Raw genomic sequence first — 18,623 nt, 5'->3', positions numbered from 1 at the left:
TCGTCTTGTCCACGGGTCATGGGTGCAACCCCTCCAGCCAGCCGTCGAGACTTCTGAAGGCATCATTGAAGGTGCGATCCAGTTGCAACGGGGTGATGGAAACATAGCCCTGCATCACGGCATGGAAATCGGTGCCGGGGCCGCCATCCTCAGCGTCCCCCGCTGCCGCGATCCAGTACCCGGACCTGCCTCGCGGATCGACCACTTTCACCGGTGCTGCCGCGCGGGCGCGATGCCCAAGGCGGGTCAACTGGATACCGCGGATGTGCTCCAGCGGCAAATTGGGAATATTCACGTTCAGTACCGTACGCGGTGGCAGTTCGAGATCCGCATGGGCCTCGACCAGTTTGCGCGCAAAGTAGGCCGCCGTGGCAAGGTTGTCGACTTGTCGCGAGACCAGCGAAAAGGCAAACGCAGGACGCGCCAGGAACCGACCTTCGAGTGCCGCCGCCACGGTACCCGAGTACAGCACGTCGTCCCCCAGGTTGGCGCCCAGGTTGATGCCGGACACCACCATGTCCGCTTCGCGCTCGAGCAAGCCGTTGAGGCCCAGGTGCACGCAATCGGTCGGCGTGCCATTGACGCTGATAAAGCCGTTGGCCAGCGTGTGCGGGTGTAACGGACGGTCGAGCGTGAGCGAACTGCTCGCGCCGCTTTTGTCCTGGTCCGGGGCAATCACCACGCACTCGGTGTAATCCGCCAGCGCAGCATAAAGCGCGGCGAGTCCGGGTGCGGTTACCCCGTCGTCGTTAGAAATCAGAATACGCATGGGCTGTCCGTCTGCCCCACCGGCACCAGATCAACAAGCTCGCGCACCAATACGGTGGCGAAGCATCCGGCCGGCAGGACGAATTCCAGTTGGAGAATGTCCAGCGAGGGATAATGCCACGTCAACCCGGCAATGGGCAGCCGCAGGATGCGACGTTCGTGGCTCATTCCGGCGTTGATCAACCAATCGCGAAGGTCTGCTTCGCGTGCGGCGATCGCCTGCTCCAGTTCATGGACAACGCCCGTGGCCGGCGAGTCACCTTCGCCCCACTGCGGACCGGTCGGGTGCAGATCGAGAATCGCCAGACGCGGGTCGCTGCACTCGGCAACACCTGCCGGAAAGAAGCTGCGGCTATCGGTGAATGCCAACAGATCGCCAACCTGTGCGCGCTGCCAGGAACCGTCGGCGACACGCGCGGCCAACACCTGGTTGAACAGGAAACTGCGGGCGGTCGAAAGCAGGCGCGAACGCACGTTGCGCTGCTCCGGCAACGCCTTGCGCGCGGCCCAGGCACGGGCATCGACCACGTTGCCGCCGTCATACCCAAAGCGTTGGGCACCGAAATAATTGGGGATGCCTTGCTTGGCGATCAGCTGCAGGCGCTCTTCAATGGCGGCCTTGTCGCCAGCGAACTGCGTCAGGCGCAATGTGAAGCCGTTGGCCGAGTGGGCGCCCCGTTGCAGCTTGCGTTTATGCCGGCTGGTCTTGAGGATTTTCAGCGTATCGTTTTCTGCCGCGGACAGATCCGGATCGGCCTTGCCCGGCAGTTGTACGCTGAACCACTGGCGCGTCAGCGCCTGGCGGTCCTTGAGCCCGGCGTAGCTGACAGTACGCAATGGCACCCCGGCTGCCTTGGCGATTCGACGTGCCGCCTCTTCAGTGTTCAGACCGCGTTTTTCCACCCAGATCCACAGGTGTTCGCCGTCACCGCTCAAGGGAATATCAAGGACTTCGTCGACCTGGAAATCTTCCGCGATGGCTTTCAGTACGGCGCTGCCGAGCGGTTCACCATAGGCCCGCGGGCCGAGCAATTGCAGTTCGTTCATGCGCGCAGCAACAAGGCAACGGAATGCACGGCAATGCCCTCTTCGCGTCCGACAAAGCCGAGCTTTTCGGTGGTGGTAGCTTTCACGTTCACTTGATCCAACTCAACTTGAAGATCCGCGGCAATCAGCGCGCGCATCGATTCGATATGCGGGGCCATTTTCGGCGCCTGGGCGACGATGGTGTTGTCGACGTTACCGACTTTCCAGCCCTTGGCGTGGATCAACGCGACGACATGACGCAACAGCACTCGGCTGTCGGCGCCCTTGAATTTTGGGTCGGTGTCCGGGAAATGCTTGCCGATGTCACCCAGCGCAGCAGCGCCGAGCAAAGCATCGCTCAAGGCGTGCAGCAGGACGTCACCGTCGGAGTGAGCGAGCAGCCCGAAGCCGTGTGCAATGCGCACGCCGCCCAGAGTGATGAAATCGCCTTCAGCGAAACGGTGCACATCATAGCCGTGGCCAATACGCATAAAAAAACGCCCCGAATTTTGTCAGGGCGTGATTCTACCTGCATTAGGCACCTAGAGCATGCGCGTGATGCCGCAAGTGTTCATCGATGAAACTGGCGATGAAGAAATAGCTGTGGTCATAGCCCGGTTGCAGGCGCAACGTCAGCGGATGACCGGCCAGTTTAGCCGCCTGTTGCAAGGCTTCGGGCATCAACTGATTGGCGAGGAAATCGTCGCGATCGCCTTGATCAACCAACAGCGGCAGCTTTTCATCGGCCTCGGCAATCAGGGCGCAGGCATCCCACTCGCGCCATTTCGAACGGTCTTCTCCGAGATAGCGGGAAAAGGCTTTCTGCCCCCACGGGCAATCCATCGGATTGTTGATCGGCGAGAACGCCGATACCGACAGATAACGCCCCGGATTGCGCAAGGCACAGACCAGCGCACCGTGGCCACCCATGGAGTGACCGCTGATGCCGCGCTTGTCCGACGCCGGGAAATGCGCTTCGACCAATGCCGGCAATTCCTGCACGACATAGTCATGCATCCGATAGTGCCGCGACCAGGGTTCCTGGGTGGCGTTCAAGTAGAACCCGGCGCCGAGGCCGAAGTCCCAGGCACCATCCGGATCACCCGGCACGTCGGGGCCACGGGGGCTGGTGTCCGGCGCGACGATGATCAGCCCCAATTCGGCGGCCATGCGCATCGCGCCGGCCTTCTGCATGAAGTTCTCGTCGGTGCAGGTCAGGCCGGACAACCAGTACAGCACCGGCAATTTGCCGCCCTGCTCCGCCTGTGGCGGCAGGTACACGGCGAACACCATGTCGCAGCCGAGCACGTCGGAACGGTGCCGATAGCGTTTATGCCAGCCGCCGAAGCTTTTCTGGCAGGAAATATTTTCCAGGCTCATGGCAGACCTCAGAAATGAATGACGGAGCGGATGCTTTTTCCTTCATGCATCAGGTCGAACGCCTTGTTGATATCTTCCAGACCCATGGTGTGGGTGATGAAAGTATCCAGCGGGATTTCACCGGTTTCGGCCATTTCCACGTAGCTTGGCAACTCGGTACGGCCGCGCACACCGCCGAACGCCGAACCGCGCCAGACGCGACCGGTGACCAGCTGGAACGGGCGGGTAGCGATTTCCTGACCGGCACCGGCGACACCGATGATCACCGACTCGCCCCAGCCTTTGTGGCAGCACTCAAGGGCGGCACGCATCAATTGAACGTTGCCGATGCACTCGAAGGAAAAGTCGACGCCGCCATCGGTCATGTCGACGATGACTTCCTGGATCGGACGGTCGAAGTCTTTCGGGTTTACGCAATCGGTTGCACCCAGCTGTTTGGCGATCTCGAATTTGGCCGGGTTGATGTCGATGGCGATGATCCGCGCAGCCTTGGCTTTGACAGCGCCGATGACGGCTGACAGACCGATGCCGCCGAGGCCGAAAATGGCCACGGTATCACCTGGTTTCACCTTGGCGGTATTGAGCACGGCGCCGATACCGGTGGTGACACCACAGCCCAGCAGACAGACTTTTTCCAGTGGCGCTTCCTTGGCAATTTTCGCTACGGAAATTTCTGGCAGCACGGTGTACTCGGAGAATGTCGAAGTACCCATGTAGTGGAAAATCGGCTGTCCCTTGTAGGAAAAACGCGATGTGCCATCTGGCATCAGGCCTTTGCCCTGGGTCGCACGAATCGCCTGGCAGAGGTTGGTTTTGCCCGACAGGCAGAATTTGCACTGACGGCATTCCGGGGTGTACAGCGGGATCACATGATCGCCCACCGCCACCGAGGTTACGCCTTCGCCGATCGCTTCGACGATCGCCCCACCTTCGTGACCGAGGATCGACGGGAAAATGCCTTCCGGGTCAGCGCCCGAGAGGGTGTAGGCATCGGTATGGCAGACACCGGAAGCCACCACGCGCAGCAACACTTCACCGGCCTTGGGCATGGCGACATCGACTTCAACGATCTCGAGGGGTTTCTTGGCCTCGAAGGCAACGGCGGCGCGCGACTTGATCATGGTGATTCTCCAGTGAATAAAAACGAGACTAAGAGTGTAATACAGCGCCTTACGGTGAATAATCAGGACAAAAGCAAAACATTATTGCTATACAGGGATAATCTTTGAATGTCTGACAGTCGCTGGGAAGGGATCGACGAATTCGTTGCCGTCGCCGAGTGCAGCCAGTTCACAGCTGCCGCTGAACGCCTGGGGGTTTCGTCCTCGCATATCAGTCGACAGATCGTACGCCTGGAAGAGCGCCTGCAAACCCGCCTGCTCTATCGCAGTACTCGCCGGGTCACGCTGACCGAGGCCGGGCAAACCTTTCTGCAACATTGTCAGCGTTTGCAGGATGGCCGCGAAGAGGCGCTGCGGGCGGTCGGTGACTTGACCAGCGAACCCAAGGGCATGTTGCGCATGACCTGTGCCGTGGCCTACGGCGAACGCTTCATCGTGCCGCTGGTGACTTGCTTCATGGGGCTTTATCCACAACTGCGGATCGACATCGAACTGAGCAATCGCCAACTCGACCTGGTGCATGAGGGCCTGGACCTGGCGATCCGACTGGGGCGCTTGCAGGACTCAAGACTGGTCGCCACCCGCCTCGCTCCGCGGCGCATGTTCCTCTGCGCGTCGCCTTCCTACCTGGAACGCTATGGTCGGCCCCACAGCTTGTCGGAACTGAGCCGGCACAATTGTCTCATTGGCAGTTCAGACCTCTGGCAACTGGAACAGAAGGGGCGGGAATTTTCCCAGCGGGTCCAGGGAAACTGGCGGTGCAACAGTGGGCAAGCGGTGCTGGATGCGGCGCTACAGGGCGTGGGGTTGTGTCAGCTGCCGGATTATTACGTGCTGGAGCATCTGAAAAGCGGCGCGTTGATTTCGTTGCTGGAGGCGCATCAACCACCCAATACGGCGGTGTGGGCGTTGTACCCACAGCAGCGGCATTTGTCGCCGAAGGTGCGCAAGTTGGTGGACTACTTGAAGGAAGGATTGGCTGAGCGGCCGGAGTATCAAGCCTAAGATCAAAAGATCGCAGCCTTCGGCAGCTCCTACATTGGAATGCGGCCTACTGTAGGAGCTGCCGCAGGCTGCGATCTTTTAGCGGCGGTTGGTCCAGCGCTGACGTAACCATTCGAGGTCTTCAGGACGCGTGACCTTGAGGTTATCGGATCGGCCTTCTATCAGGCGTGGCGCCGAACCGGCCCACTCCATGGCCGACGCTTCATCGGTGATCACTGCATCAGCCACCAGACTGTCCGCCAACGCCCGATGCAACGCCCCAAGGCGAAACATCTGCGGCGTGTAGGCCTGCCAGATCACACTGCGATCCACTGTCTCAACGACTCGACCGTGTTTATCGACCCGCTTGAGCGTATCTCGCGCCGGAACCGCCAGCAGCCCGCCCACCGGATCATCCGCCAACTCAGCCAGCAGTTTGTCCAGATCGTTACGACTCAGGTTTGGCCGTGCGGCATCGTGAACCAACACCCAATCCTCATCATCGGCACCTTGCGCATGCAAATGCAGCAACGCGTTGAGCACCGACCCGGAACGCTCGGCGCCACCCTCGACACGTGCAATACGCGAATCGCCGGCAAGCGTCAGGTTCGGCCAATAAGGATCATCAACAGCAAGACTGACCACCATACCCTTCAGGCAAGGATGATCGAGGAAACAGCCGAGGCTGTGTTCGAGAATAGTGCGCCCGCCCAGTTGCAAGTATTGCTTGGGACGGTCCGCGGCCATACGGGCACCGACGCCCGCGGCAGGAATCACGGCCCAGAAGGCCGGTAGCGTCTGGTTCATTGCGCCAACTGGTAAAGGGTTTCACCGTCCTTGACCATGCCCAACTCATGGCGAGCCCGTTCTTCAACGGTCTCCATGCCTTTCTTCAACTCGCTGACTTCCGCGTCCATCACCCGATTACGCTCCAGCAACGTCTGGTTCTCCGCCTGCTGATCCGCGATCTGCTGGGTCAGCTCGGCCACTTGCGCCAGACTGCCATTACCCACCCACAGGCGGTACTGCAGGCCAGCCAGCAACAGGAGCAAGACGAGAAACAACCAATTGGGACTGCGCATCGAATATCAGGTATCCAGTGAAAAAAGACAGCCATACCAAAACGTGAAGCTACTGATAGCACGAAGCCTGGAAAAACCAGGCTTGTGCTTTCAAGGCATCAGATTAGTGGCAAAAACGTCGCTATTGCGATTTTTCCGACACAATCCGGTGTCTTTTTTACCAGCTAACAATCAACCGCGGAATTCGCTGCGACCGTTGTACTTGGCTTTACCGTTCAACTGCTCTTCGATACGCAGCAGCTGGTTGTACTTGGAAACGCGATCGGAACGGCACAGGGAGCCGGTCTTGATCTGGCCAGCCGAAGTGCCCACGGCCAGGTCGGCAATGGTCGAATCTTCGGTTTCGCCCGAACGGTGCGAGATCACGGCGGTGTAACCGGCAGCCTTGGCCATCTGGATGGCTTCCAGGGTTTCGGTCAGGGTGCCGATCTGGTTGAACTTGATCAGGATCGAGTTGGCGATCTTTTTATCAATGCCCTCTTTCAGGATCTTGGTGTTGGTCACGAACAGGTCGTCGCCTACCAGTTGGGTCTTCTCGCCGATCTTGTCGGTGAGGATTTTCCAGCCAGCCCAGTCGGACTCGTCCAGGCCATCTTCGATCGAGATGATCGGGTAACGCTCGGTCAGGCCTTTCAGGTAGTCGGCGAAACCTTCAGCGGTGAACACCTGGCCTTCGCCGGACAGGTTGTACTTGCCGTCTTCGTAGAATTCGCTGGCTGCGCAGTCCAGGGCCAGGGTCACGTCGGTGCCCAGCTTGTAGCCGGCGTTGGCCACGGCTTCGGAGATCACTTTCAAAGCGTCTTCGTTGGAAGCCAGGTTTGGCGCGAAACCACCTTCGTCACCCACGGCAGTGCTCAGGCCACGGGCCTTCAGAACAGCCTTGAGGTGATGGAAAATCTCGGTGCCCATGCGCAGGCCTTCCGAGAAAGACTTGGCGCCAACTGGCTGCACCATGAATTCCTGGATGTCGACGTTGTTATCGGCGTGCTCGCCACCGTTGATGATGTTCATCATCGGAACCGGCATCGAGTAAACACCCGGGGTGCCGTTCAGGTTGGCGATGTGTGCGTACAGCGGCAGGTCCTGGTCCTGTGCTGCTGCCTTGGCCGCAGCCAGGGAAACGGCGAGGATCGCGTTGGCGCCCAGGGAACCTTTGTTTTCAGTACCGTCGAGCTTGATCATTGCCAGATCGAGCGCTTTCTGGTCGCTTGGGTCTGTGCCTTTGAGCAGGTCGCGGATCGGACCATTGATGTTGGCTACGGCCTTGAGTACGCCCTTGCCCAGGTAACGGCTCTTGTCGCCATCACGCAGCTCGAGCGCTTCACGCGAGCCAGTGGAAGCACCGGACGGCGCGCAAGCACTGCCGATGATGCCGTTGTCGAGAAGCACGTCCGCTTCCACGGTGGGATTGCCACGGGAGTCGAGAACTTCACGACCTTTGATGTCGACGATTTTAGCCATTGTTGTAAACACTCCAAAGTTGACGAAAACGCTCGTACTGATCGATTTATAACTTGTGGGTCACATTGTTACATAAGACCGGCTTGCTGATGGCGCTCTCTCGGGCGCCATCGCGAGCAAGCTCGGCTCCTACAAGGAGAAATGAGGATTACGCGGTTTCTACCGTCGGAAAACTCTTCACCAGATCGTCCAGCGCTTTGAGCTGGGCCAGGAATGGCTCCAGTTTGTCCAGACGCAAGGCGCAAGGGCCGTCGCATTTGGCGTTGTCCGGGTCCGGATGGGCTTCGAGGAACAGACCCGCCAAGGACTGGCTCATGCCGGCCTTCGCCAGGTCGAGAACCTGGGCGCGACGGCCACCGGCGGAATCGGCGCGACCGCCAGGCATTTGCAGCGCGTGGGTCACGTCGAAGAACACCGGGTACTCGAACTGCTTCATGATGCCGAAGCCGAGCATGTCGACGACCAGGTTGTTGTAGCCGAAGCTCGAACCACGCTCGCAGAGGATCAACTGATCGTTACCCGCCTCCACGCACTTGTCCAGGATGTGTTTCATTTCCTGAGGCGCGAGGAACTGGGCTTTCTTGATGTTGATCACCGCGCCGGTCTTGGCCATCGCGACCACCAGGTCGGTCTGGCGCGACAGGAAGGCCGGCAGCTGGATGATTTCGCAGACTTCAGCGACGACCGCGGCCTGCTCGGGCTCGTGGACGTCGGTGATGATCGGCACGCCGAAGGCTTGCTTGATGTCCTGAAAAATCCGCATGCCCTCTTCTAGACCAGGGCCACGGTAAGAGGTCACGGAGGAACGGTTGGCCTTGTCGAAGCTTGCCTTGAACACGTAAGGGATACCCAGTTTCTGGGTAACCTTCACGTACTCTTCGCAGACCTGCATCGCCATGTCACGGCTTTCCAGCACGTTCATGCCACCGAACAGAACCATTGGCTTGTCGTTGGCAATCTCGATATCGCCTACGCGGATGATCTTCTGCGCCATGAGGTTCAAGCCTTCTTCTGGTGTTGAGCCAACGCTGCCTTGACGAAACCGCTGAACAACGGGTGACCGTCGCGAGGCGTCGAGGTGAACTCAGGGTGGAACTGGCAAGCGACGAACCAAGGATGATCCGGTGCTTCAACCACTTCGACCAGCGCGCCATCACCGGAACGACCGGAGATTTTCAGGCCGGCTTCGATGATCTGCGGCAGCAGGTTGTTGTTCACTTCGTAGCGATGACGGTGACGCTCGACGATCACGTCTTTGCCGTAGCAGCCATGAACCAGGGAACCCGGCTCCAGCAGGCAATCCTGCGCGCCGAGGCGCATGGTGCCGCCCAGGTCTGACGTTTCGGTACGGGTTTCGACCGCGCCGGTGGCATCTTCCCACTCAGTGATCAGACCCACGACCGGATGGCCGCTGGCACGATCGAACTCGGTGGAGTTGGCGTCTTTCCAGCCCAGCACGTTACGAGCGAACTCGATCACGGCCACTTGCATGCCCAGGCAGATACCCAGGTACGGAACCTTGTTTTCGCGAGCGTATTGAACGGCAGTGATCTTGCCTTCCACGCCACGCAGACCGAAGCCGCCAGGCACCAGGATTGCGTCGACGCCTTCCAGCAGCGCGGTGCCCTGGTTTTCGATGTCTTCGGAATCGATGTAGCGCAGGTTGACCTTGGTGCGGTTGCTGATACCGGCGTGGCTCATCGCTTCGATCAGCGACTTGTACGCGTCCAGCAGCTCCATGTACTTGCCGACCATTGCGATGGTGACTTCGTGCTCAGGGTTGAGCTTGGCGTCGACCACGGCTTCCCATTCGGACAGGTCGGCACCGCCGCATTGCAGGCCGAAACGCTCGACGACGAAATCGTCCAGACCCTGGGAATGCAGGATGCCCGGGATCTTGTAGATGGTGTCGGCGTCTTCCAGGGCAATCACCGCACGTTCTTCAACGTTGGTGAATTGCGCGATCTTGCGACGCGACGACACATCGATCGGGTGGTCGGAACGGCACACCAGCACGTCTGGTTGCAGGCCGATGGAGCGCAGCTCCTTGACCGAGTGCTGGGTTGGCTTGGTTTTGGTTTCGCCGGCAGTGGCGATGTACGGCACCAGCGTCAGGTGCATCAGCATCGCGCGCTTGGCGCCGACTTCGAAACGCAACTGACGGATGGCTTCGAGGAACGGTTGCGATTCGATGTCACCCACGGTGCCACCAATCTCGACCATCGCCACGTCGGCATCGCCGGCACCCTTGATGATGCGGCGCTTGATTTCGTCGGTGATGTGCGGAATCACCTGGATAGTTGCACCCAGGTAGTCACCACGGCGCTCTTTGCGCAGCACGTGTTCGTAGACACGGCCGGTGGTGAAGTTGTTGTTCTGGGTCATGGTCGTGCGGATGAACCGCTCGTAGTGGCCCAGGTCCAGGTCGGTCTCGGCGCCGTCGTGGGTGACGAACACTTCACCGTGCTGGAACGGGCTCATGGTGCCCGGGTCGACGTTGATGTACGGGTCCAGCTTCAGCATGGTGACCTTAAGTCCCCGCGCCTCCAGGATGGCCGCCAATGATGCCGATGCAATGCCTTTCCCCAATGAAGAAACAACACCGCCCGTGACGAATATGTAGCGCGTCATGAAAAACCCTAGAAGTCTGCGTTAAAGCGGTCCGAGCCGCCGGGGAAAGCGAAGGAAGGCCGAAGCCCCCGATCACCTGCATTAATCACAGTGCACCTTTCAAAAAAACCGCCGCGTTGGGACAGACCGGGAAATGAAACACCGGTTCGTTGCTCGCTACACATTTTTTGGAATCGCCCAGCAAAGACTGCTTGGTAATCGGCAACTCCTGCAATTCAGGCGAATCCACAGAAGTTGTATCAAGAAGGGAGCGTAGTCTACCGGAAAGCCCCTTTCAGCTCAAACCTTGATCTTCGCCTGGCGGTTGCCAATGTAAATGCCAGTCACCCTGCGCACTGCCGTCCAACCCCGGCAGGTTCGCCACCGCCAGCAATTGCTCGCCCTTGTACAGCAGCGGCAATCTGCCACGCACGAACAGCGGCACCCCACGTTCGTTGAGCAAACGCTTCAAGTCGCGACGGCCGCGGCTGGGTAATTCCATCACTTCTCCCCCTTCACGATAGCGGATCTGCAATTGGCCATCGGGGATTTGCCCATTCAACGTGAGCACACCGTTGTCGGGCAACGCCAGCGCCTGCGCGGGTTCCAGCCATGCTCCAACCACTGGCGCGGCGCGTAACCAGCTACCGGATAACCACCAGATTCGCCCACCCGCCCGATGCAATTCGCCATCGGCCAGGCGCCAGATTGGCCGGGCGTCGCCGGTGGCATCGCGCAAATCGACCCAACCCGACCAATGGTCACTATCCGGCAGTCGGGTCAGTGGTTCGAGCCAATGGCTGAGCGCATTGCGCTGGCGAGCGGCGGAGAGTTTTTCCAGGGGTGCCAGCTCCAGCGACGGCAGACCCAGCCAATTGAATGCACTGACCGTCCTGGCCTGGCTCAAGTCAATGTGTGCCAGCTCGTCGAGCAATTCCTGCGCCTCGCTCAAATGCGCAGCACTGCGAGCCATGGTCGCCAGCGCTTGCGGCCAGCGTGCGGTCAATGTCGGGAACACCTGATGACGCAGGTAATTGCGGGAGAATTGCCGGTCCTGGTTGGAAGGATCCTCGATCCAGCTCAGCTTGTGTTCCGATGCATAGGCCTCAAGCTCGGCGCGGGTAGCCTCGAGCAAGGGCCGCAACAGATGCCCTTTACCCAGCGGGCGCTGGCGTGGCATCCCTGACAATCCCCTGACGCCGGCCCCACGCAACAGGCGAAACAGCAAGGTTTCCGCCTGATCGTCACGGTGCTGGGCCGTCAGCAGCACTTCATTGGCTTGAGTGGCCTCGATGAACGCCGCATAACGCGCATCGCGGGCGGCTCGCTCAAGACTGGCGCCGGGTTGCACCCGGACGCGAATGACCTGTAACGGCACTCCCAGTGATTCACACACCGACCGGCAATGTTCCGGCCACGCGTCAGCCGCAGCCTGAAGGCCGTGATGGACATGGATGGCGCTCAGCGCCGGCAGGGGTTCGGTTTTTGCGAGGTGTGCGAGAAGGTGTAGGAGGACGGTGGAGTCGAGACCACCGGAGAAGGCGATGTGCCAGGTTGTGGCGTTGCGCCAGGGTGCAAGTTGCTTGAGAAGTGTTGCGCCAAGAGTCATGAACACACCAAAAACCTGTAGGAGCCGAGCTTGCTCGCGATGAACGATAACGCGGTCGGTCAGTTAAACCGAGGCGCCCCTATCGCGGGCAAGCCTTGCTCCTACAGGGATGTAGGAGCGCTCTATCAGAGACCGTAGCTCATCAGACGCTCGTAACGACGGTCCAGCAACGCCTTGTGGTCGAACTTTTTCAGCATCGCCAGTTGCGAGCTCAGCTCGGCACGGATCGAGGCAGCCGCAGCTGCAGGATCACGGTGCGCACCGCCCAACGGCTCGCCGATCACTTTGTCGACGATGCCCAGGCCTTTGAGGCGCTCGGCGGTGATGCCCATGGCTTCAGCGGCGTCCGGTGCTTTCTCGGCGGTTTTCCACAGGATCGATGCGCAACCTTCCGGGGAGATCACCGCGTAGGTCGAGTACTGCAGCATGTTCAGCTGATCGCAAACACCGATCGCCAGCGCACCACCGGAACCACCTTCACCGATCACGGTGGCGATGATTGGGGTTTTCAGGCGAGCCATCACGCGCAGGTTCCAGGCGATCGCTTCGCTCTGGTTGCGCTCTTCCGCGTCGATACCCGGGTAAGCGCCCGGGGTGTCGATGAAGGTCAGGATCGGCATTTTGAAACGCTCAGCCATTTCCATCAGGCGGCACGCCTTGCGGTAGCCTTCCGGACGCGGCATGCCGAAGTTACGACGAACCTTTTCGCGCACTTCGCGGCCTTTCTGGTGACCGATCACCATCACTGGCGCATCGTCCAGGCGGGCAATACCACCAACGATGGCGGCGTCGTCGGAGAAGTGACGGTCACCATGCAGCTCGTCGAACTCGGTGAAGATGTGTTCGATGTAGTCCAGGGTATATGGACGCTTCGGGTGACGCGCCAGACGCGCGATCTGCCAGCTGGTCAGCTTGCCGAAGATGTCTTCGGTCAGCGTGCTGCTCTTGTCCTGCAGGCGGGAAATCTCATCGCCGATATTCAGCGAATTGTCATTACCGACCAAGCGCAACTCTTCGATCTTGGCTTGCAGGTCGGCGATCGGCTGTTCGAAATCCAGAAAATTCGGGTTCATAGGCGTCCGTCTTGGGTCGGCGTCCAAGGGAGCTTGGGCCGGCCGATTGTCTATTCGCGCCCTACCATAAGGGAGAGGCGCGTTCAGGTCGAGATTAAAAATTCTGGTCAAGCTCAGGGCTGCGTAATCTCACCCTGACCTTAACGGTATTGGAGGAAGACGTTGTCTCGCCCGAACTGGTCACGCAGGGCTTGAATCAACGCATCCGCCGGGTCGATTCGCCAGCCTTCGCCGAACTGCAGCAAGGCTTTTGCATCGGGACTGGTGTAGTCCATGGTGATCGGGCACGCACCGCGGTGACGCTTCAACAGTTCCCCCAGCCAGCGTAGCTGATCGCCTTTGAGATCCTTGGCATGCAGCTTCAGGCGCAGGCTTTCGGCCAGGTTGGTGCGCGCATCTTCCATGCTCATCACCCGCTTGACCCGCAACCGCAGGCCGCCGGAGAAGTCGTCGTTGCTGACTTCGCCTTCGACCACCACCATCGCATCGGTCTGCAACAGCGATTGCGCGGAATGGAACGCATCGGCGAACAGCGACGCTTCGATCCGCCCCGAACGGTCGTCGAGGGTGATGAAGCCCATCTTGTCGCCCTTTTTGTTCTTCATCACCCGCAGGGCGATGATCATGCCGGCAACGGTCTGGGTGTCGCGCGCCGGCTTGAGGTCGATGATGCGCTGACGGGCGAAACGGCGGATTTCGCCTTCGTATTCGTCGATCGGGTGACCGGTCAGGTACAGGCCCAGGGTGTCTTTCTCGCCCTTGAGCCGTTCCTTGAGGGTCAGCTCCTTGGCCTTGCGATGATTGGCGTAGACGTCGGCGTCTTCCTCCACGAACAGCCCGCCAAACAGGTCGGCATGGCCGCTGTCGCGGGTCCGGGCGGTTTGTTCGGCCGCCTTGATCGCCTCTTCCATCGCGGTCAGCAATACCGCGCGGTTGCGGTCGATATTGGCCTGATAGGCTTTCGGTTCGTCGTGGAAATACGGCCCCAGGCGATCCAGCGCACCGCTGCGGATCAAGCCATCGAGGGTACGTTTGTTGATGCGCTTGAGGTCGACACGGGCGCAGAAATCGAACAGATCCTCGAACGGCCCGGCCAGGCGCGCCTCGGTAATCGCCTCGACCGGTCCTTCACCCACACCCTTGATCGCGCCGAGGCCATAAATGATCCGGCCTTCGTCATTCACCGTGAACTTGAACTCAGAGGTATTCACATCCGGCGCGTCGAGACGCAGCTTCATGGTGCGAATTTCTTCGATCAAGGTCACGACCTTGTCGGTGTTGTGCATATCCGCCGACAGTACCGCGGCCATGAACGGCGCTGGATAGTGCGTTTTCAGCCACGCGGTCTGGTACGACACCAGGCCATAAGCCGCGGAGTGCGACTTGTTGAAGCCGTAACCGGCGAATTTCTCTACCAGGTCGAAAATGTTACCGGCAAGGTCGGCTTCGATATTGTTGGTCTTGCAACCTTCAATGAAACCGCCGCGCTGCTTGGCCATTTCTTCCGGCTTTTTCTTACCCATGGCTCGACGCAGCATGTCCGCACCGCCGAGGGTGTAACCGGCCATGACCTGGGCAATCTGCATCACCTGTTCCTGGTACAGGATGATGCCGTAAGTCGGCGCCAGCACCGGCTTGAGACCTTCGTACTGGTAGTCCGAGTGCGGGTACGCGAGTTCGGCGCGGCCGTGTTTACGATTGATGAAGTCGTCAACCATGCCTGATTGCAACGGGCCCGGACGGAACAGGGCCACCAGTGCGATCAAGTCTTCCAGGCAGTCGGGCTTGAGCTTTTTGATCAGCTCTTTCATGCCGCGCGATTCAAGCTGGAACACCGCCGTGGTTTCGGCTTTTTGCAGCAGTGTGTAAGTCGGCTTGTCGTCCAGCGGGATGAACGCGATGTCGAGCGGTGGCTCATTGACCTTGGCGCGGTCGCGGTTAATCGTTTTCAGCGCCCAGTCGATGACCGTCAGGGTCCGCAGGCCGAGGAAGTCGAACTTCACCAGACCGGCCGCTTCAACGTCGTCCTTGTCGAACTGGGTTACCAGGCCATCGCCCGCTTCGTCACAATAGATCGGCGAGAAATCGGTCAGCTTGGTCGGCGCGATGACCACGCCACCGGCGTGTTTGCCGACGTTACGCACAACGCCTTCGAGCTTGCGCGCCATTTCCCAGATTTCCGCGGCTTCTTCATCCACCTTGATGAAGTCACGCAGGATCTCTTCCTGTTCGTAGGCCTTTTCCAGGGTCATGCCGACTTCGAACGGAATCATCTTCGACAGGCGATCCGCCAGGCCATAGGACTTGCCCTGCACCCGCGCCACGTCACGGACCACAGCCTTGGCCGCCATGGAACCGAAGGTGATGATCTGGCTTACCGCGTTGCGACCGTATTTCTCGGCCACGTAGTCGATCACCCGATCGCGACCGTCCATGCAGAAGTCGACGTCGAAGTCGGGCATGGAGACCCGTTCCGGGTTCAGGAACCGTTCGAACAGCAGGTCATATTCCAGCGGGTCGAGGTCGGTGATCTTCTGCACGTAGGCCACCAGCGATCCGGCACCCGACCCCCGGCCAGGCCCTACCGGCACGCCGTTACTCTTGGCCCACTGGATAAAGTCCATCACGATCAGGAAGTAACCGGGGAAGCCCATCTGGATGATGATATCCAGTTCGAAATTCAGCCGGTCGACATAGACCTGACGCTTGGCTTCGTAGTCCTCAGTGGTGTCCTTGGGCAGCAGAACGGCAAGACGTTCTTCCAGACCTTCGAACGAAACCTTGCGAAAATACTCATCGATGGTCATGCCATCGGGGATCGGAAAGTTGGGCAGGAAGTGCGTGCCCAGCTTGACGTCGATGTTGCAGCGCTTGGCGATCTCTACGGTGTTTTCCAGCGCCTCTGGAATGTCGCTGAACAGCTCAGCCATTTCCTCGGCACTTTTGAGGTACTGCTGATCGCTGTAGTTCTTCGAACGACGCGGATCGTCAAGGGCCCGGCCCTCACCGATGCAAACGCGGGTTTCGTGTGCGGCGAAATCTTCCTGCTTGATGAAGCGCACGTCGTTGGTCGCGACCAGCGGTGCGCCGATTTTCTCTGCCAGCGCCACGGCGCCATGCAGTTGCTCTTCATCATTGGGGCGGTTGGTGCGCTGGATTTCCAGATAGAAACGGTCTGGAAACACCGCCATCCACTCGCGCGCCAGGGTTTCGGCTTCATCCGGGTTGCCGCTGAGCATGGCCTGGCCGATCTCGCCCTCTTTGGCCGCAGACAGCATGATCAGGCCGTCGCTGGCTTCTGCCACCCATTCGCGCTCGATGATGATCGCGCCATTGCGCTGGCCATCGATGAAACCGCGGGAAATCAACTCAGTGAGGTTGCGATAGCCCGCAGCGTTCATCACCAGCAGGCTGATCCGGCTCAGGGGGTTGTCCGGATCCTTGTTCGACAGCCACAGGTCGGCACCGCAGATCGGCTTGATCCCGGCACCCATGGCGTTTTTGTAGAATTTGACCAGGGAACACATGTTGTTCTGGTCAGTGACCGCTACGGCAGGCATGTTCATGCCGACCAGGGTCTTGACCAGCGGCTTGATCCGCACCAGACCGTCGACCAGGGAGTATTCAGTGTGCAGGCGTAGGTGAACGAATGAAGCCGGCATAGTGATCCTGTCTGTGAACGTGAAGACAACAAGGCCCGGATTGTACCGGGCCTTGGTAGAAAAAATCAGCCTTGCGACTAACTCTCGATGAAGCTTTCCCGTGCTTCGTAAGCGAGGCGCACAGGGGCAAACGAACGTCGGTGAATCGGCGTTGGCCCAAGGCGGGCGAGCGCTTCCAGATGAACGGGCGTCGGGTAGCCTTTGTGGCCGCCGATGCCGTAACCCGGATAGATCAATTCGAAAGCAGACATTTCACGATCACGGCTGACCTTGGCCAAAATCGACGCTGCCGCGATGGCGGGGACCTTGCTGTCGCCTTTAACCACCGCTTCGGCGCGCATCGGCAATTTCGGACAACGGTTGCCGTCGATCATCGCCAGTTTCGGCTGGATGTGCAGCCCGGCGACCGCGCGCTGCATGGCCAGCATGGTGGCGTGGAGGATATTCAGCTCATCGATCTCTTCGACTTCCGCGCGGGCAATGCACCAGCTCAGGGCTTTTTCGCAGATTTCGTCGTAGAGCTTTTCGCGGCGGGCCTCGGTGAGTTTCTTCGAGTCGTTGAGACCGAGGATCGGGCGGTTCGGATCAAGAATCACCGCAGCCGTGACCACCGCGCCACAGAGCGGTCCACGACCCACTTCATCGACTCCGGCTACCAATTCTTCAACCTCCGCGACCAAGGTGAAATCCAGCCCCATCTGCATGCTTGTTTTACTCATTTTACCGGGTCGATCAGGTTCAGTACTGCATCCGCAGCCTGGTTGGAGGCATCCAGACGAAGGGTCCGGTGAATTTCATCAAAACCGCGGGTTTGCTCTTCGCCACCCTCGATCAGCGGCGACAAGGTCTGAGCCAGCGCTTCGACCGTGGCATCGTCCTGCAACAACTCAGGCACCAACAGGCGTTGGGCCAGCAGGTTCGGCAAGGACACGTAGGGGCTTTTCACCATGCGCTTGAGAATCCAGAACGTCAGCGGTGCCAGGCGATAGGCAACTACCATCGGCCGCTTGTACAACAAGGCTTCTAGCGTTGCTGTACCGGAGGCAATCAGCACGGCGTTGCATGCCGCCAAAGCCAGATGGGACTTGCCGTCGAGCAAGGTCAGCGGCAAATCGCGACCGGCCAACAGTTCTTCAAGCTGTGCCCGGCGCTGTGGGTTGGCACAAGGCACTACAAATCGCACACCGGGGCGCAGCGCCCGTAGGCGTTGGGCCGTATCGAGAAACAATGCACCGAGACGGCCGACTTCGCCGCCACGACTGCCGGGCATCAGCGCAACCAACGGCCCGTCAGGCAATCCCAGCTCGGCCCGCGCAGCAGCGCGGTCGGCTTCCAGCGGAATGGCATCGGCCAAGGTGTGCCCGACAAACCGCACAGGCACACCCTTTTCTTCGTAGAATTTCGCTTCGAACGGGAACAGCGTGAGCATCAGGTCGCAACCTTCGCGAATCTTCAGCACGCGCTTCTGCCGCCAGGCCCAGACCGACGGGCTGACGTAATGCACGGTCTTGATCCCGGCCTGACGCAGCTTGAGTTCGATATTGAGGTTGAAGTCCGGGGCGTCGATACCGATGAACACGTCCGGCTTCTCGGCGATCAGGTCGGCCACCAGCTTTTTGCGGCGCGCCAGTAATTCTCGCAAACGGCCCAGCACTTCCACCAGGCCCATGACCGACAGGCGTTCCATGGGGAAATAGGACGTCAGGCCTTGAGCCTGCATTAACGGGCCGCCGACACCGATGAACTCGACCGCCGGATGGCGCGCCTTGAGCGCGCGCATCAGACCCGCGCCCAGAATGTCGCCGGAAGCCTCGCCCGCCACCAGCGCAATTCGCAGATTGGCCATG

Annotated in this window: 16 protein-coding genes; 1 reads left to right on the top strand and 15 read right to left on the bottom strand. The window is 59.8% G+C overall.

Annotation, left to right across the window (positions count from 1 at the left end; all coding sequences use genetic code 11):
• Window positions 1–16: 16 nt before the first annotated feature.
• The 5 genes from surE to ACA058_RS05640 are packed head-to-tail and all read right to left on the bottom strand — an operon-like array spanning window position 17 to window position 4,295.
• Window positions 17–769: a 5'/3'-nucleotidase SurE gene (gene surE / locus ACA058_RS05660; protein ID WP_459733495.1), complete on the bottom strand. Its 753-nt coding sequence runs from the start codon at window positions 767–769 to the stop codon at window positions 17–19.
• On the bottom strand, window positions 757–1,815 hold the full coding sequence (gene truD / locus ACA058_RS05655) for a tRNA pseudouridine(13) synthase TruD (RefSeq protein ID WP_497638216.1): 1,059 nt from the start codon (window positions 1,813–1,815) through the stop codon (window positions 757–759). Before truD ends, surE begins: the two co-directional genes overlap by 13 nt.
• Complete coding sequence (gene ispF, locus ACA058_RS05650) at window positions 1,812–2,285, bottom strand: 2-C-methyl-D-erythritol 2,4-cyclodiphosphate synthase (RefSeq protein WP_137808032.1); 474 nt, start codon at window positions 2,283–2,285, stop codon at window positions 1,812–1,814. The genes truD and ispF overlap by 4 nt, the downstream gene beginning before the upstream one ends.
• A gap of 43 nt (window positions 2,286–2,328) precedes the next feature.
• Window positions 2,329–3,174: an S-formylglutathione hydrolase gene (fghA, locus tag ACA058_RS05645; protein ID WP_497638215.1), complete on the bottom strand. Its 846-nt coding sequence runs from the start codon at window positions 3,172–3,174 to the stop codon at window positions 2,329–2,331.
• Between the two features lie 8 nt (window positions 3,175–3,182).
• A complete protein-coding gene (locus ACA058_RS05640; RefSeq protein ID WP_150704253.1) occupies window positions 3,183–4,295 on the bottom strand; it encodes an S-(hydroxymethyl)glutathione dehydrogenase/class III alcohol dehydrogenase in 1,113 nt (370 codons plus the stop codon).
• Window positions 4,296–4,403: 108 nt separating this feature from the next.
• Between ACA058_RS05640 and ACA058_RS05635 the strand changes: the two genes are divergently transcribed.
• On the top strand, window positions 4,404–5,300 hold the full coding sequence (locus ACA058_RS05635; RefSeq protein ID WP_497638214.1) for a LysR substrate-binding domain-containing protein: 897 nt from the start codon (window positions 4,404–4,406) through the stop codon (window positions 5,298–5,300).
• Window positions 5,301–5,378: 78 nt separating this feature from the next.
• On the opposite strand, the gene ispD is transcribed toward ACA058_RS05635, so the two are convergent.
• From ispD to lpxB, 10 genes are all read right to left on the bottom strand, one after another.
• Complete coding sequence (ispD, locus tag ACA058_RS05630; RefSeq protein WP_497638213.1) at window positions 5,379–6,086, bottom strand: 2-C-methyl-D-erythritol 4-phosphate cytidylyltransferase; 708 nt, start codon at window positions 6,084–6,086, stop codon at window positions 5,379–5,381.
• Window positions 6,083–6,361 (bottom strand): cell division protein FtsB, encoded by a 279-nt coding sequence (gene ftsB / locus ACA058_RS05625; protein ID WP_008057335.1) that lies wholly within the window; start codon window positions 6,359–6,361, stop codon window positions 6,083–6,085. Before ftsB ends, ispD begins: the two co-directional genes overlap by 4 nt.
• A gap of 171 nt (window positions 6,362–6,532) precedes the next feature.
• Window positions 6,533–7,822, bottom strand: coding sequence for a phosphopyruvate hydratase (gene eno / locus ACA058_RS05620; protein ID WP_053159569.1), 1,290 nt, complete (start codon window positions 7,820–7,822; stop codon window positions 6,533–6,535).
• 148 nt (window positions 7,823–7,970) lie between these two features.
• Entirely contained in the window at window positions 7,971–8,816 is an 846-nt protein-coding gene (gene kdsA, locus ACA058_RS05615) for a 3-deoxy-8-phosphooctulonate synthase (RefSeq protein ID WP_497638212.1), read from the bottom strand.
• 5 nt (window positions 8,817–8,821) lie between these two features.
• Window positions 8,822–10,453 carry a CTP synthase gene (pyrG, locus tag ACA058_RS05610; RefSeq protein ID WP_497638211.1) on the bottom strand — a complete coding sequence of 544 codons (1,632 nt, stop codon included), beginning with the start codon at window positions 10,451–10,453 and terminating at the stop codon, window positions 8,822–8,824.
• Window positions 10,454–10,727: 274 nt separating this feature from the next.
• The gene (gene tilS, locus ACA058_RS05605) at window positions 10,728–12,041 is read right to left on the bottom strand and encodes a tRNA lysidine(34) synthetase TilS (protein ID WP_497638210.1); all 1,314 of its coding nucleotides are present in this window, start codon (window positions 12,039–12,041) and stop codon (window positions 10,728–10,730) included.
• Window positions 12,042–12,166: 125 nt separating this feature from the next.
• Window positions 12,167–13,114 (bottom strand): acetyl-CoA carboxylase carboxyltransferase subunit alpha, encoded by a 948-nt coding sequence (locus ACA058_RS05600; protein ID WP_497638209.1) that lies wholly within the window; start codon window positions 13,112–13,114, stop codon window positions 12,167–12,169.
• A 140-nt stretch (window positions 13,115–13,254) separates the two neighbouring features.
• Entirely contained in the window at window positions 13,255–16,776 is a 3,522-nt protein-coding gene (gene dnaE, locus ACA058_RS05595) for a DNA polymerase III subunit alpha (RefSeq protein WP_497638208.1), read from the bottom strand.
• A 77-nt stretch (window positions 16,777–16,853) separates the two neighbouring features.
• Complete coding sequence (gene rnhB / locus ACA058_RS05590; protein WP_497639867.1) at window positions 16,854–17,480, bottom strand: ribonuclease HII; 627 nt, start codon at window positions 17,478–17,480, stop codon at window positions 16,854–16,856.
• Window positions 17,481–17,491: 11 nt separating this feature from the next.
• Window positions 17,492–18,622, bottom strand: a complete 1,131-nt coding sequence (gene lpxB, locus ACA058_RS05585) for a lipid-A-disaccharide synthase (protein WP_497638207.1) — start codon at window positions 18,620–18,622, stop codon at window positions 17,492–17,494.
• Window position 18,623 lies beyond the last annotated feature (1 nt).

The organism is Pseudomonas sp. LBUM1649, assembly GCF_059716155.1.
Note: the sequence above shows the minus strand (reverse complement) of the source record. Positions and strands in the feature narration are given on the sequence as shown.